Annotated in this window: 16 protein-coding genes and 1 pseudogene; 11 read left to right on the top strand and 6 right to left on the bottom strand. The window is 62.8% G+C overall.

Annotation, left to right across the window (positions count from 1 at the left end):
* Positions 1-82: 82 nt before the first annotated feature.
* Positions 83-475, bottom strand: coding sequence for a hypothetical protein (locus GTO19_RS14220; RefSeq protein ID WP_291021668.1), 393 nt, complete (start codon positions 473-475; stop codon positions 83-85).
* Between the two features lie 60 nt (positions 476-535).
* Here GTO19_RS14220 and GTO19_RS14215 point away from each other — a divergent pair, with 60 nt between their 5' ends.
* Complete coding sequence (locus GTO19_RS14215) at positions 536-820, top strand: metal-sensing transcriptional repressor (RefSeq protein WP_287493010.1); 285 nt, start codon at positions 536-538, stop codon at positions 818-820.
* A gap of 21 nt (positions 821-841) precedes the next feature.
* The gene (locus GTO19_RS14210) at positions 842-2,164 is read left to right on the top strand and encodes an MFS transporter (protein ID WP_291021667.1); all 1,323 of its coding nucleotides are present in this window, start codon (positions 842-844) and stop codon (positions 2,162-2,164) included.
* Between the two features lie 29 nt (positions 2,165-2,193).
* On the opposite strand, the gene GTO19_RS14205 is transcribed toward GTO19_RS14210, so the two are convergent.
* From GTO19_RS14205 to GTO19_RS14190, 4 genes are read right to left on the bottom strand one after another with little or no spacing between them, the layout of a single operon-like run.
* Positions 2,194-2,541, bottom strand: a complete 348-nt coding sequence (locus GTO19_RS14205) for a copper-binding protein (RefSeq protein WP_291021666.1) — start codon at positions 2,539-2,541, stop codon at positions 2,194-2,196.
* A 43-nt stretch (positions 2,542-2,584) separates the two neighbouring features.
* Positions 2,585-3,076, bottom strand: a complete 492-nt coding sequence (locus GTO19_RS14200; RefSeq protein ID WP_291021665.1) for a cupredoxin family protein — start codon at positions 3,074-3,076, stop codon at positions 2,585-2,587.
* A 49-nt stretch (positions 3,077-3,125) separates the two neighbouring features.
* Positions 3,126-4,505, bottom strand: a complete 1,380-nt coding sequence (locus GTO19_RS14195; protein WP_291021664.1) for a copper oxidase — start codon at positions 4,503-4,505, stop codon at positions 3,126-3,128.
* 21 nt (positions 4,506-4,526) lie between these two features.
* Complete coding sequence (locus tag GTO19_RS14190; protein WP_291021663.1) at positions 4,527-5,636, bottom strand: hypothetical protein; 1,110 nt, start codon at positions 5,634-5,636, stop codon at positions 4,527-4,529.
* 139 nt (positions 5,637-5,775) lie between these two features.
* Here GTO19_RS14190 and GTO19_RS14185 point away from each other — a divergent pair, with 139 nt between their 5' ends.
* Positions 5,776-6,456, top strand: coding sequence for a heavy metal response regulator transcription factor (locus GTO19_RS14185; RefSeq protein WP_287493018.1), 681 nt, complete (start codon positions 5,776-5,778; stop codon positions 6,454-6,456).
* Positions 6,457-6,471: 15 nt separating this feature from the next.
* On the top strand, positions 6,472-7,827 hold the full coding sequence (locus GTO19_RS14180) for a heavy metal sensor histidine kinase (RefSeq protein ID WP_291021662.1): 1,356 nt from the start codon (positions 6,472-6,474) through the stop codon (positions 7,825-7,827).
* Between the two features lie 22 nt (positions 7,828-7,849).
* On the opposite strand, the gene GTO19_RS14175 is transcribed toward GTO19_RS14180, so the two are convergent.
* The gene (locus GTO19_RS14175) at positions 7,850-8,134 is read right to left on the bottom strand and encodes a CopK family periplasmic copper-binding protein (RefSeq protein ID WP_287493022.1); all 285 of its coding nucleotides are present in this window, start codon (positions 8,132-8,134) and stop codon (positions 7,850-7,852) included.
* A gap of 194 nt (positions 8,135-8,328) precedes the next feature.
* On the opposite strand from GTO19_RS14175, the gene GTO19_RS14170 reads away from it, so the two are divergent.
* The 7 genes and pseudogenes from GTO19_RS14170 to GTO19_RS14140 form a co-directional block, all read left to right on the top strand.
* On the top strand, positions 8,329-8,985 hold the full coding sequence (locus tag GTO19_RS14170; RefSeq protein ID WP_291021736.1) for a cation transporter: 657 nt from the start codon (positions 8,329-8,331) through the stop codon (positions 8,983-8,985).
* Entirely contained in the window at positions 8,969-9,346 is a 378-nt protein-coding gene (locus tag GTO19_RS14165; protein WP_291021661.1) for a DUF3703 domain-containing protein, read from the top strand. Before GTO19_RS14170 ends, GTO19_RS14165 begins: the two co-directional genes overlap by 17 nt.
* 497 nt (positions 9,347-9,843) lie before the next feature.
* Positions 9,844-10,281, top strand: a complete 438-nt coding sequence (locus GTO19_RS14160) for a disulfide bond formation protein B (protein WP_291021660.1) — start codon at positions 9,844-9,846, stop codon at positions 10,279-10,281.
* Positions 10,278-10,934, top strand: coding sequence for a thioredoxin domain-containing protein (locus tag GTO19_RS14155; protein WP_291021659.1), 657 nt, complete (start codon positions 10,278-10,280; stop codon positions 10,932-10,934). Before GTO19_RS14160 ends, GTO19_RS14155 begins: the two co-directional genes overlap by 4 nt.
* An 89-nt stretch (positions 10,935-11,023) precedes the next feature.
* Positions 11,024-11,587: an SCO family protein gene (locus GTO19_RS14150; protein WP_291021735.1), complete on the top strand. Its 564-nt coding sequence runs from the start codon at positions 11,024-11,026 to the stop codon at positions 11,585-11,587.
* Positions 11,588-11,811: 224 nt separating this feature from the next.
* On the top strand, positions 11,812-12,498 hold the full coding sequence (locus GTO19_RS14145) for a heavy metal response regulator transcription factor (protein WP_291021658.1): 687 nt from the start codon (positions 11,812-11,814) through the stop codon (positions 12,496-12,498).
* Positions 12,495-12,869: pseudogene (locus tag GTO19_RS14140) on the top strand (hypothetical protein); the annotation flags it as partial. The gene GTO19_RS14145 and the pseudogene GTO19_RS14140, both read left to right, overlap by 4 nt.

Raw genomic sequence — 12,869 nt, 5'->3', positions numbered from 1 at the left:
AACTCCAAAACGGGATATGAGAGACGCGCCGTTGCCTGAAGGCATCCAGGCGTGTTGGGAGCGGCGCAAACGGCGGAAGTGTTCAGGCCGTTTTGGGTGGACGGTCCAGCCGATGTGTCATCAGCCGGTCGATCCAGGCACGGGTCCGGGGCCTCCAAGGGGGCGCCGCAGACATTCCCAGGCCCGACATGGCCGGCAGGGCATGGGCCTTGTCGTGAGAATGGTCCGAGCCCAGGTGGGTGTGGGATGCACCCTCGTAAGCGGCGAGCGGGTCGCCCTCATGCGGATGACCGTGCGAATCGTCTTGTTCCGCTTGGGCAATCTGGATGGCGTCCAGCGGGGCCAGCGCATGCGTCTGCAGTACCCCCAGCGACGACAGGAGGGTGCCAAACAGGATGATCAGCAGGACACAAGCGCGCATGCTGCGGCCCAGCCATGGCGGGCGCGGAGCGTCGGGTTGCGCAGAGGATTTCACGGTTGGTCGGTGCGGAGACGGCCTGCGTATAGTAACCTGGGGGGGAGGATAGGAGTCAACATGAAACACGCCCACACACATGAGACGCATCCGGCCGTGGTCAAGCGCCTTCGCCGCGCGCACGGCCACCTCAACAGCGTGATCGAAATGATCGAGCAGGGGCGCGAATGCCTGGACATCGCGCAGCAGTTGCAGGCCGTTGAGAAAGCCATCACCCAGGCCAAAAAGACACTGGTGCAGGATCACATCGACCATTGCCTCGCGCACGCGCTCGATGGGGCGAGGCGTTCGGGCCCGTCCATGGCCTCGCTGGACGAATTCAAGCAGATCACCCGCTACCTCTGAGCCGTCAATGGGGCAAGCGCCATGCTGGACATCCTTCGGCACCGCACCTACCGTCACCTGTTCGCAGCCCAGGTGATCGCGCTGCTGGGCACGGGCCTGGCCACCGTGGCGCTGGGGTTGCTGGCCTTCGATCTGGCCGGCCAGAACGCGGGCGTGGTGCTGGGCACGGCGTTGGCCATCAAGATGGTCGCCTACGTGGGGGTAGCGCCCGTGGCGGCCGCGCTGGCCCAGAGCCTGCCGCGGCGTGCGGTGCTGGTCTGCCTGGATCTGGTGCGCGCTGCCGTGGCCCTGGCCTTGCCCTTCGTGAGCCAGGTCTGGCAGATCTACGTTCTGATTTTTGTTCTGCAGGCCGCGTCGGCGGCGTTCACACCCACTTTCCAGGCCGCTATCCCTGACGTGCTGCCCGACGAGCACGACTACACCAAGGCGCTCTCGCTGTCACGCCTCGCGTACGACATGGAGAGTCTGCTGAGTCCCATGCTGGCAGCGGCGCTGCTCACGGTGGTCGGCTATCACGATCTGTTCGCCGGCACGGTGCTGGGCTTCATGGCCTCGGCACTGCTGGTCGTCTCTGTCGTTCTGCCTGCGCAGCCGACCGCCGAGCGACGTGGCATCTACGACCGCACCACACGCGGGCTGCGCATCTACCTGGCCACGCCGCGTTTGCGCGGCCTGCTCGCCCTGAGCGCCGCGGTGGCCGCGGCCGGCTCCATGGTGTTTGTCAACACCGTGGTGCTGGTGCAGGCCCAATGGGGTCTACCGCAGAACGCGCTGGCGCTGGCCCTGGCCGCGTTCGGGGCGGGCTCAATGGTGGCGGCGCTCGGACTCCCTCGCTTGCTCGATCGTTGGCCCGATCGAGCGGTGATGCTGTGGGCAGTGGTGCTGCTCAGCTGTGTCCTGCTGCTGGGCAGCCAGGTCGCCGGGTATGCCGGCTTGCTGCCGTTGTGGTTCGTGACCGGCCTGGCGTACTCGATGGCCCAGACGCCCTCAGGCCGGTTGTTGCGCCGGTCCTCCCACCCCGCGGATCGCCCCGCGCTGTTTGCCGCGCAGTTCGCCTTGTCGCATGCCTGCTGGCTGGTGTTTTATCCCCTGGCAGGATGGGCGGGCTCGCATTGGGGCACCTCGGCCACCTTTGTCCTGCTGGGCGTGGCCGCAGCCCTGGCGTGTCTGGTCGCGCTGCGCGTATGGCCTCGCGAAGACCCTGCCACCCTCGAACACGAGCACGCCGAACTGCCGCCTGACCATCCCCATCTGCGCCATGGCCACCGGGCCGGCGAAGCACGCCACGCCCACCCCTTCTGGATCGATGACCAGCACAGGCGCTGGCCAAGGTCCGGTCATTGAGAGGCGTTGGTGGGCGCTGCCACCACGGCTTACTTCACCACCTTGAGGCTGGTGATCAGCATCTGGCCTTTTTCGTTCTTGACAGTGAACTGGACCTTGTCGCCCGCATTGACATTGCTCAGTAGCGACTTGTCGGTCGCCGTAAAAACCATCGTCATGGGCGGCATGTCCAGGTTCTTGATTTCGCCATGCTTGATGGTGATCTTGCCGGTCTCCTGGTCGACCCGACGAACCTCACCATCGGTCATGGGCATCTCTTGTTGAGACGCCGGCTTTCCATGGTCCATCGGCTTGGAATGATCCATCTGAGCGATGGCTGGTGAAAGCATCGCCAGCGACAGCCCAGCGGCCGTGATCAGTTGAATGATCTTCTTCATGTGAGGCTCCTTTTAGACAGTGTTCAGTGGGTCGCGCAGGCGCTCACTTGGAGACAACCTTGATCTTGCCGACCATGCCCGCTTCATAGTGACCAGGCAGCAGGCACGCGAAATCGAACTCGCCAACCCTGTTGAAGGTCCACACGATCTCGCCGCGCTTTCCTGGTGCGACGTGTGCCATGTACGGCTCATCGTGCTCCATGCCCGGGAACTTCTTCATGAGTGCAGCGTGTTCATCGAGCTCGGGCTTGGTGCCGAGAACGAACTCATGCATGACCTTGCCGTTGTTCATGTGGACAAAGCGGACCGTTTCCCCTTGACGGATCTCGAGGCGATCCGGGGTGAAGCGCATGGCATCGGTCATCCCGATCTCGATGGTGCGCGTGACCTTCTTCTGGTCTCCGGCGATACCCCATGACTTTTGCTCGAGCTTGACCGGGCCGGCGGGTTTGCCGTGGGTTTCGTTCCCGTGCGCGGCGGCGAGGGAAGCGGTGGCGACCAACAAGCCGGTTGCAATGGTGTTTCGAATTTTCAAGTGAATGCTCCTTGGTGGATGGGCAAAGGCTGACGTACGGACGCGAATATCAGTGATGGCCCTTGTGTCCATTGGGCTTGACGGCGGTGGCGTCGGCCGGGGTGGTCGACGAGGCTGGCGATGCCCGCGACGGCGCGGGCGCTGCTCCCGACCATTCGTAGGCGACCGTGCCTTGCGGGAACTTGTAGGGGCCAGGGTCCTTGTAGTCGCCGGGCTTCTGGTCCTTGCGCACCTTGAACACGCTGAACATGCCGCCCATCTCGATGGGGCCGAACTGCCCGGTGCCGGTCATCATGGGTGCGGTGTTGTCGGGAATGGGCATCTGCATCTCGCCCATGTCGGCCATGCCGCGCTCGCCCATCACCATGTAGTCGGGCGCCACGCGCTGCAGCTTGTTCACCAGCCCGCGGTGGTCCACGCCGATCATGGTGGGCACGTCGTGGCCCATGGCGTTCATGGTGTGGTGGCTCTTGTGGCAGTGGAAGGCCCAGTCGCCTTCCTCGTCAGCGACGAGCTCGATCTGGCGCATCTGGCCGACGGCCACGTCGGTGGTCACCTCGTACCAGCGGGTGGCGGGCGGGGTGGGACCGCCATCGGTGCCGGTCACCAGGAACTCGTGCCCGTGCAGGTGGATGGGGTGGTTGGTCATGGTGAGGTTGCCCACGCGGATGCGCACGCGGTCGTTGAGGCGCACGTTCAGGGTGTCGATGCCCGGGAAGATGCGGCTGTTCCAGGCCCAGATGTTGAAGTCGGTCATGGTGGCAACCTTGGGCGTCTTGCTGCCGGGCTCGACGTCGAAGGCGTTGAGCAGGAAACAGAAGTCGCGGTCGACCTCGCTGATGTGCGGGTGCTTGCCCTTGGGGTGCGTGACCCAGAAACCCATCATGCCCATGGCCATCTGCACCATTTCGTCGGCGTGCGGGTGGTACATGAAGGTGCCGGGGCGGCGCGCCTCGAACTCGTAGACGAAGGTCTTGCCCGCTGGAATGGCCGGCTGGTTGAGGCCGCCCACGCCGTCCATGCCACTGGGCAGGCGCTGGCCGTGCCAGTGGATGGTGGTGTGCTCGGGCAGCTTGTTCGTGACGAAGATGCGCACGCGATCGCCTTCGACGACCTCGATAGTAGGCCCCGGGCTCTGGCCGTTGTAGCCCCACATGTTCACCTTGAAGCCGGGCGACATCTCGCGCACCACGGGCTCGGCGACCAGGTGGAATTCCTTGACGCCGTTGTTCATGCGCCAGGGCAGGCTCCAGCCATTGAGCGTTACCACGGGGTTGTAGGGGCGGCCGGAGTTCGGCACCAGCGGCGGCGCGGTATCGACAGAGTTCTGAATGACAGGCTCAGGGAGTGCGGCCATGGCCACACGAGAAACGGCCAGACCGGCCACGGCGCTGGCGGCACCTGCAAAGAATTGGCGACGATTGCTCATGTTGTGTACGGATGGAGTTGTTCAATGACCTGCCGCGCTGGCGTCAGCGCCGGAAGGGCTTCCCGGAGTAACAAACGATTGGGGCTCGCCGCCCTGGAGTACCCACAACAGGTCTGTTTCCGCCACCCAGTAGTCGCGAATGGCGTCGATGGTCTCGCGCTGTGCCTGGGCGCGGCCCTGCACTTCGGTCAGCAGCTCCCACACGCTCTTGAGCATGCCGTTGTACTGAAGCACGCTCTCGTCGACGATGAGGTTGCGCTGGGCCATGACATCGTTGCGATAACTCTGGGCCACATCCAGTGCCGTGAGGTAAGCGCCTCGTGCCAGATCGAAGTTGATGCGCGTCTTGGTCTGATTGAACACGGGCAACTGCGCGGTGATCTCTTGCAGCTCGGCCGTCAGGCGGTCACTCGCAATGGATTCATTGGGCAGATCAGGCAGGGAGTCCGGGAGCTGCAGGCTCTGGTGGATGCCGTTGAAACCCAGCAGCTTGATCAGCGCCTGCTCGGCTTGTGCCGCTGCGAGGCGGGCTTGTTGATAAGCCCGCTTTTCGCTGGACAGCCCCAGCTCGACCCGACTTTGTTGGTAGCGGCTCCAGTTGCCGACCTTGACCATGCGGCGCCCCAGCTCCGTGGCAGCTTCCGCGGCCTCGAGGGATTCCTGCTGCAGGCGCACCGCCTGCTTGGCCGCGACAGCCATCAGCCAGGCTTTGCGTGCATCCGCGGCGACCTCGAAAAGCTCGTCCAAGCCCTCGATGCGCCTTTGCTGGCGGGCCTCGACATCCATCCATTGGCCGTTCGCCACCCGATCGACATTGCCCTGACCGAGGCGAGCCATGATTTTCTGCAGTTCCAGGTGCGGTTTCCAGGCAGCGCGAACCGCGCTCTCCAACGTAGGTAGGGCAAAGCCCGTGGGCACCCTCTGTTCCGGGGTTGCAGATTTGAGGTTTTGCGCCTCCCATTTCAGAATGTCGGCATGGCCACGTTTGAACTGGCCGACAGCGTCGTTTGCCTCGCGCCAGTTGGCAGGCTGTTCATCACTGGCACCCTGCGCCAACGCCATGTTGCCTGTGGCGGCAGCCATCGCCGCCAGCAGGACCATGCTCTGCGCTTTCCATCGAACTTTCTTCACCCATGGCTCCTTGTTTAAGTAGTGGGGGGATTGTTCGGATCAGGCCCGCACAGGCATCTGTCCAGTTCATTACAGATTTGTCATGTTGGGATCCGGCGCTTGCGGCATGGCAAACTGCATTCATGCAGAGAGTTGCCGCGTGAAGATCCTCATCGTCGAAGACGAAGCCCACACGGGTGAGTACTTGAAGCAGGGGCTGCGGGAGGCGGGCTACTTCGCCGAGTTGGCTCGCAACGGCGTCGATGGCCTGCATGAAGCCACCGAAGTCGAGTACGACCTTGTCATCCTGGATGTCATGCTTCCTGGCATCGACGGATGGTCCCTGCTGAGTTCTCTCAAGCGCAAGAAGCGCCAGCTTCCGGTGCTGTTTCTCACCGCCCGCGACAGCGTCGAGGATCGGGTCAAGGGATTGGAGTTGGGCGCGGACGACTACCTGATCAAGCCCTTCTCATTCTCCGAACTGCTAGCCCGCATCAAGACCATCCTTCGGCGCGGCAACCAGATTCAGGAGGCGACCTCGCTGCAGGTTGCCGACCTTACCCTCGATCTGGTTCGCCGTCGGGCCACCCGAGCGGGACGCCGAGTAGACCTGACTGCCAAAGAGTTCGGACTGCTTGAACTCTTTATCCGTCGCCGCGGTGAAGTGTTGCCCCGCACGCTGATTGCCTCTCTCGTGTGGGACATCAACTTCGACAGCGACAGCAATGTGATCGACGTGGCCATTCGACGGCTGCGGGCCAAGATCGATGACGGCTTTGATGCCAAGCTGCTGCAGACGGTGCGTGGCATGGGCTACGTGCTGGACGAGCCCGAGCATTGAAGGAGGTGCTCGGCGATGTCTCTCACCGCCCGGTTGACGGTTCTTTTCGCTGGCGTCGTGGCGCTCATCCTGACTGGCTTTTCGGCACTCATGTTCCGGGAGACCAGTGCTCACTTCGTCGAACTTGACCAGTCTCTTCTGACCGACAAGGTTCATCTCGTTGAGGAGGTGATCCGGGCAAGCCCATCGGAAGACGAGTTGCGCAGGCGGCTCGGCACCAGCACGCACGGGCACCAGGGCTTGTACATCAGGGTCACCGGTGCTTCGGGCGTCCTCTTCGAACAAGGCGACATCCAACTGCCTGCTGGCTTGTTGTCGGCGCTCGACGCCAAGCCGCAGGGCCTGGTTTGGCAAGACGCGTCAAACAACCTGTATGCCCAGCGCTTCTCTCTCGAGCTGAGCAACGAAAAGGGAAGGGTGTCGGTGGTTGCAGCCGTCGATACGAGCCATCACCGGCATTTTCTGGATGCCTTGACGGTCAAGATCGCCGCTTACATGCTCTTCTCCGTGATCGTCGGCACGCTGCTGGGGTGGGTGGCCAGCCGTGGAGGCCTCAAGCCGCTGACGGCGATGAAGGCGAGGGCGGAGCGCCTGAGCGCGCACCGGCTGGACGAGCGCATGCCCGTGGAAAGTGTCCCCACGGAAATGCGTGAACTGGCCCAATCGCTCAACGGCATGCTCGACCGCCTTCAGCGCGACTTTGACCGGCTCAGCGCCTTTTCGTCGGACCTCGCGCACGAGATGCGAACGCCCGTGAGCAACCTCCTGACCGCGGCCCAGGTCACCTTGGCCCAGCCGCGCTCCTCGGCCGACTATCGCAACAGCCTGGCCATCCTGTCGGAGGAGTTGCAGCGTCTGGCACGCACCATCTCCGACATGCTCTTTCTGGCCAAGACCGAAAATCTGCACGCGTTGCCGTCCCGGGATCAGGTGGACCTGGTCAGGGAGTCGAATTCTCTGGTGGAGTTCTATGAAGCCGTCGCCAGCGAAAAGGGCTTGACCATCGAGGTGAGCGGGGAAGGCGCGGTTTCAGGCGATCGTCTGATGATTCGCCGCGCGATCAGCAACCTCTTGTCCAACGCCGTTCGACACGCCCATCCGCAGACCACGGTAAGCATCACTGTCGAAGCAAGCGACGGGTTAGTGCGCCTGGCGTTGTCCAACTCGGGGGAGGAAATTGCAGGCGCCGCCCAGGCGGCGCTTTTCGACCGCTTTGTTCGCATGAGCCCAGGAAGGAGCCGGGGCGAGGAGGAGGGCGTGGGACTGGGCCTTCCAATCACCAAGGCCATCATGCGGGCACACAGCGGGGAGGTGAAGGTGCGCTCCAGCGCGGGAGTCAACACCTTCTCGCTCGAATTTTCGCGCCGATGACGCGATCACCAGAGGCTCGACTTTACTTGTCGCCGTGTCCTTTCTTCAGCAGGTAGTTCAGGCGCGCCACCTCATTGCTGGAGGCGGTGATCTGCTTGCCGTCCACGGTTTGCAGGGTGTCGCCGCTGCGCAGGTATTGGGCTCGCCCGTACCGATCCTCCTTGGCCATCTTGCCGTCCTTGAACATGTAGAGGATGCCGCCGTCCTTGAGCGGAATGGTTTGCGCAGCCGTCTGGCGTGCCGCATCGCTCGCGAAGGCTGAAGACGCCCCCAGGGAGAGGGCCAGAATGGCGATGTTGAGTTTCATGCTTGCTCCTTGGTGGATGCCCAACGAGCTGGCGCGCGTCGGGGTACTTGCGTACGCGCTGAAGGTACGGCTCCGCGGATGACGAGATGGAGGCAAGCGCATTACAGCTTTTTCAGGTCCGCGTGCCCGATGGCAAAGGCCTTGACTCTGTACTGACTCCAGGGTTTCCAATCCTGACCAGTCGAGGAGAAAACATGTCGGCACATTGCTGCAACCACGAAACACCCAGCCCGTCCAAGATCGTCAATCTCGTTCGCTACCGCCGCATCCTTTGGGTGGCGCTGCTGGCCAACGCGGCCATGTTCTTGGTCGAGATAGGTGCAGGCCTGCAGGCCGGCTCGCTGTCTCTGCTGGCGGACGCGATCGATTTCGCCGGAGATGCGGCGAACTATGCGGTGTCGCTCGCGGTACTGGCCTCGGCATTGGCGTGGCGGGCCCGCGCCGCTGTGCTCAAGGCCGTCAGCATGATGGGCTTTGGCATGTACGTGCTGGGACACGCCTTGTGGTCGCTCTGGAGTGGGGCGACGCCCGAGCCGCTGACGATGGGTGTGGTGGCCATGCTCGCGCTGGCGGTCAACGTCGGCGTCGCCTGGACGCTCTACGCTTTCCGTGAAGGTGACGCCAACATGCGCAGCGTGTGGCTGTGCTCGCGTAACGACGCCGTGGGGAACATTGCCGTGATGCTGGCCGCGCTGGGCGTGTTCGGCACTGGAAGCGCATGGCCTGACCTGCTGGTGGCCAGCCTGATGGCCGCGCTGGCCCTTCACGGCGGGCTGAGCGTGTTGCGCCAGGCGCGTAGAGAACTCAAGGATGGATCAGAGGAGGACAACAGCCATGGCCACGCCCACTGACACCGAGCGGCCAGGCGACCCTCGGCTGGACCGCAGGACCTACACAACGCTCATCGCACATGCCATGGAGAGCCCCTCGGCAGGTCAAACCTGGCTGTGGCTGGAGGCTGCGCACGTGGTGGGGCAGCGTCACCTGGTGCCGCACCTCCAAACCCATTGGTTGATGTTGCGGCTGGCACTGCGCACCCGCGACTGGCCGGAGGCGGCGGGCCAAGCGTTTCGCCTGGCACTTGTGCCGCTGGGACATCTCTCCGGCCGATTGCCCCTGGGTAACCCCGGACGGTCCACCGCGAGTGCCTTCGCGCCCATGCCCGTGCGCCCCGAGCTGCTGGAGCTCATTCGCCAGGCGCGTGGTGCTTGAATCCGTACCGAGCCTAAAATTCCGCCGGTGCGCACTTGGTTGGTCATGCTTCTGTTGATGTTGCTGCCGCTGCAGTTTTCTGCGGCGGCCGAGACTGTCTATTGCCAGCACGAGTCACAGACCTGCACAGTCCACCCGGGGCATCACACGCACCGGCATGCGGTTGACGCGGACAAGGGCGCCAAGGGCTCCGCCCAGGCAGCAGGGGACCTTGACTGCGGCACGTGCCATAGCGCATGCACTGCCATGTCGGCCGAGGCGCCCGCCAGGTTGCCGATCTCGCACGACGCTGCTTTCGAGCTTTCTGCTCAAGCAGAACGTGCGCCCCCTTGGCAAGAACGCCCCTACCGCCCGCAGTGGAAGCCCCCGGCCGGTCCGGGGTTGACGCGCAGCGCCTGATCGTCATCGGGGCGCGAGCGTCCCTCCCGAACCGGTTCCGCTTTCGACCCGCGCATCACGGCGGGTTGACCAAGACCGTTTCTGGAAGGAATCTCGCAATGAATGTTCGCTGGACGCAGCGAAACCCACAGTGGACCTGGCTTCTTCTGGCCTGGGTGGTGGCGCTCCTGGCCACATTGAGCGCGCTGTTCCTGGGCGAAGTCATGGGCATGACGCCTTGTCTGCTCTGCTGGTACCAGCGCATCCTGATGTTCCCGCTCGCCCTCATCCTGGGCATGGCGAGCTTCAGCGAAGACCGCCGCGGGGCGATCTATGCCTTGCCGCTGGCGCTCGCAGGCGTGGGTGCATCGGCCTACCACACGGCCCTGATTGCCGGTTGGGTCCCTCAGTGGTGGATCCCTTGCGGAGCCGGTCCGTCCTGCAGCGACCAGAGCCTTGAAATCTTCTTCGGCATACAGATCCCCTGGCTGTCGCTGCTGGCCTTCGCGGCCGTGGCCACATTCCTGATTGTTTTTTTGAGGAAGACCCCTGCATGAACGCCAAAAAATTTACCGTTGTCGGCGTGTTGGCCATCGTGGCCGCCTTCTTCTTTTTCGGCATGGACGCCTACAAGAGCCGTGTTCAGACCGCGCAGGACGAACAGGTCAGGGCCGAGCAAGTGCGGCTTGTCCGCATGCACTCGCCCGTCTTCGGTTCGCAGAACGCGCCGGTCACCATCGTGGAGTTTTTCGACCCGGCGTGTGAAACCTGCCGCGCTTTCTATCCCATCGTCAAGGACCTGATGGCGAAGTACCCAAGCGACGTGAAGCTGGTTATTCGATACGCCCCGTTCCATCAGGGCTCGGACCAGGTGGTCAAGCTGCTGGAGGCGGCCAGGCGGCAAGGCAAGTACCAGCCGGTGCTGGAGGCTGTGCTCGAGGCGCAACCCACGTGGGCGGACCACGGCCAACCCAACCCCAGCCTGGCCTTCAAGATTGCCGAGCGGGCCGGCCTTGACCTTCCGCGCGCCATTGAAGACGCCCAGAAGCCGGAGGTTCAGGCCGTTCTTCAGCAGGACATCGAAGATCTGACTGCTCTGCAAGTCACCAAGACGCCCACCTTCTTCGTCAATGGGCGCAGCCTCCCCAGCTTCGGGCCTGATCAGCTGGCGTCGCTGATTGCCGAGGAAGTGGCGAAGGCACGGAAATGAAGCTTCCCTTCGTGAAGCATTCCGTCAGCGCCTCATCGAAGCCCGGACTTCAGCGGCGCCGATGCCTTGTTGCGGGTGCCCTCGTTCTCATGAGCAGTCTCGCCGTGTCGGCGTGCTCGCCCCCCGCCCCCACATTCCACAGCACGGACATCACTGGCGCCGAGTTCGCCAAGCAGTTGAACTTGACTGATCACAACGGCATCGTTCGCTCGTTGGCGGATTTCAGGGGCAAGGTGACCGTCGTGTTCTTCGGCTTTACGCAGTGCCCTGACGTGTGCCCTACGTCCATGAGCACCTTGACGGAGGTGAAGCGCCTGATGGGCGCGCAGGGTGATCGTTTGCAGGTTCTTTTCATCACGATCGACCCCGAGCGCGACACCCAAGCTCTGCTCCAAGCGTACATGGCCAGCTTCGATCCGGCATTTCTCGCGCTCAGGCCGGAGCCCTCCGAGCTTCAGGCCGTGGCCGAGAGCTTCAAGGCGTACTACAAAAAAGTGGATGGCGCCACGCCAACGTCCTACTCCATGGACCATTCCGCGGGGAAGTACATCTTCGACACGGAGGGCCGGGTACGGCTCTTTTCATCCTACGGCACCGAGGCTCAGGTGATTGCCCAGGATCTGCTCACCTTGCTCAAGGCCTCTAGCGGCTGAACTTCGCGCCTGCTGCGGCCGAGCCGAGCTCGACAACGGGAGGTTGCATTGAGCCGCTTGCTCCCTGGCCTAGTCATGATGTCTCGACACGGCCCGCGCACGGGGTCAATGCTCAGCACTGTCACACAGGTCATTTTCTGGCGGCGCGCGTGAACGTTTTTGGTGCTTTAGGTTCTTGTTAAGGGCCGTGGTCCACTTCGGGCCGTCAATGGAATTGGGTGCTCATGAAGCTGCTGGTGATAGAAGACGAGATCAAGCTTGCCGACTACGTTCGCAAGGGCTTGCAAGAAGAAGGTTATGCGGTCGATATCGCCTACAACGGCATCGACGGACTGTATCTAGCAATGGAAGTTGACTACGACTTGATCGTTCTGGATGGCATGCTCCCTGGCATCGATGGCCTGGGCTTGCTGGCGGCCTTGCGGCAGAGTAAGCGAACGCCGGTCGTCATGTTGACTGCCCGCGTGAAGGTTGAAGACCGCGTGCGAGGCCTGCAAAGCGGTGCTGACGACTACATTGTGAAACCATTCGCGTTCTCGGAGTTCTCCGCACGCATCCAGGCATTGCTCAGGCGCACCCGTTCATCAATGAAACAGGAGCAGGAAGCTGTTCTTCAGGTGGATGACCTGGAAGTCGATCTTCTGGGACGCAATGCGACACGTCAAGGCCGGAAGATTCTGCTCACGGCGCAGGAGTTCGGGCTCCTGTCCCTGCTATTACGTCGCCAGGGCCAGGTGTTGTCCCGATCAGAGATCGCCGCACAGGTGTGGGACATGAATTTCGACAGTAACACCAACGTGATCGATGCAGCGGTGCGACGTTTGCGCACCAAGGTGGACGCGCCGTTTCCCAAGCCTCTGATCCACACGGTACGGGGGATGGGCTATGTATTGGAAGCGCGGGATGCATGAGCCGGTCCCGCGTTAGAACCCTAGGACGGCGCCTTTCCTATTGGCTGGCGTTGCAAAGCCTTTTCGGGCTTTTGATTGTGTGTGGTGCGATCTACGCAGCGACGTCCTACGCATTCAAGAACCATCAAATCGAAGAACTGAACAAGAAAAAGGCCCTGATTGGACATTTCGCTTCTGAAGCGCGGAACAGCAGCGACGAAGCCATGCTCCGGCACAAACTGAGCGACTTCATGGTGGGGCACTCCGACTTCGGCCTGTCTGTGCGAAGCTCAGAAGGAGCAGCGTTCTTCGAGGTGTTGCTGCCAACGACGAGCCTGTCAGTAATTTTGTGTGCGAGGCATAGCATGACGATCAGGAGCATCTATGCCAAG

This window comes from Hydrogenophaga sp. (assembly GCF_011772445.1).
GTDB lineage: Bacteria > Pseudomonadota > Gammaproteobacteria > Burkholderiales > Burkholderiaceae_C > Hydrogenophaga.
The sequence above is the reverse complement of the archived record's forward strand: the minus strand, read 5'-3'. Positions and strand labels throughout refer to the sequence as shown.

Bases quoted from the DNA above. Each gene is read 5' to 3' on its own strand.
- GTO19_RS14215 (WP_287493010.1), top strand. From the start codon at position 536: ATGAAACACGCCCACACACATGAGACGCATCCGGCCGTGGTCAAGCGC.
- GTO19_RS14155 (WP_291021659.1), top strand. From the start codon at position 10,278: ATGAACGCCAAAAAATTTACCGTTGTCGGCGTGTTGGCCATCGTGGCC.
- GTO19_RS14145 (WP_291021658.1), top strand. From the start codon at position 11,812: ATGAAGCTGCTGGTGATAGAAGACGAGATCAAGCTTGCCGACTACGTT.
- GTO19_RS14180 (WP_291021662.1), top strand. From the start codon at position 6,472: ATGTCTCTCACCGCCCGGTTGACGGTTCTTTTCGCTGGCGTCGTGGCG.
- GTO19_RS14175 (WP_287493022.1), bottom strand. From the start codon at position 8,134: ATGAAACTCAACATCGCCATTCTGGCCCTCTCCCTGGGGGCGTCTTCA.
- GTO19_RS14170 (WP_291021736.1), top strand. From the start codon at position 8,329: ATGTCGGCACATTGCTGCAACCACGAAACACCCAGCCCGTCCAAGATC.
- GTO19_RS14195 (WP_291021664.1), bottom strand. From the start codon at position 4,505: ATGAGCAATCGTCGCCAATTCTTTGCAGGTGCCGCCAGCGCCGTGGCC.
- GTO19_RS14210 (WP_291021667.1), top strand. From the start codon at position 842: ATGCTGGACATCCTTCGGCACCGCACCTACCGTCACCTGTTCGCAGCC.
- GTO19_RS14205 (WP_291021666.1), bottom strand. From the start codon at position 2,541: ATGAAGAAGATCATTCAACTGATCACGGCCGCTGGGCTGTCGCTGGCG.
- GTO19_RS14150 (WP_291021735.1), top strand. From the start codon at position 11,024: ATGAGCAGTCTCGCCGTGTCGGCGTGCTCGCCCCCCGCCCCCACATTC.
- GTO19_RS14165 (WP_291021661.1), top strand. From the start codon at position 8,969: ATGGCCACGCCCACTGACACCGAGCGGCCAGGCGACCCTCGGCTGGAC.
- GTO19_RS14160 (WP_291021660.1), top strand. From the start codon at position 9,844: ATGAATGTTCGCTGGACGCAGCGAAACCCACAGTGGACCTGGCTTCTT.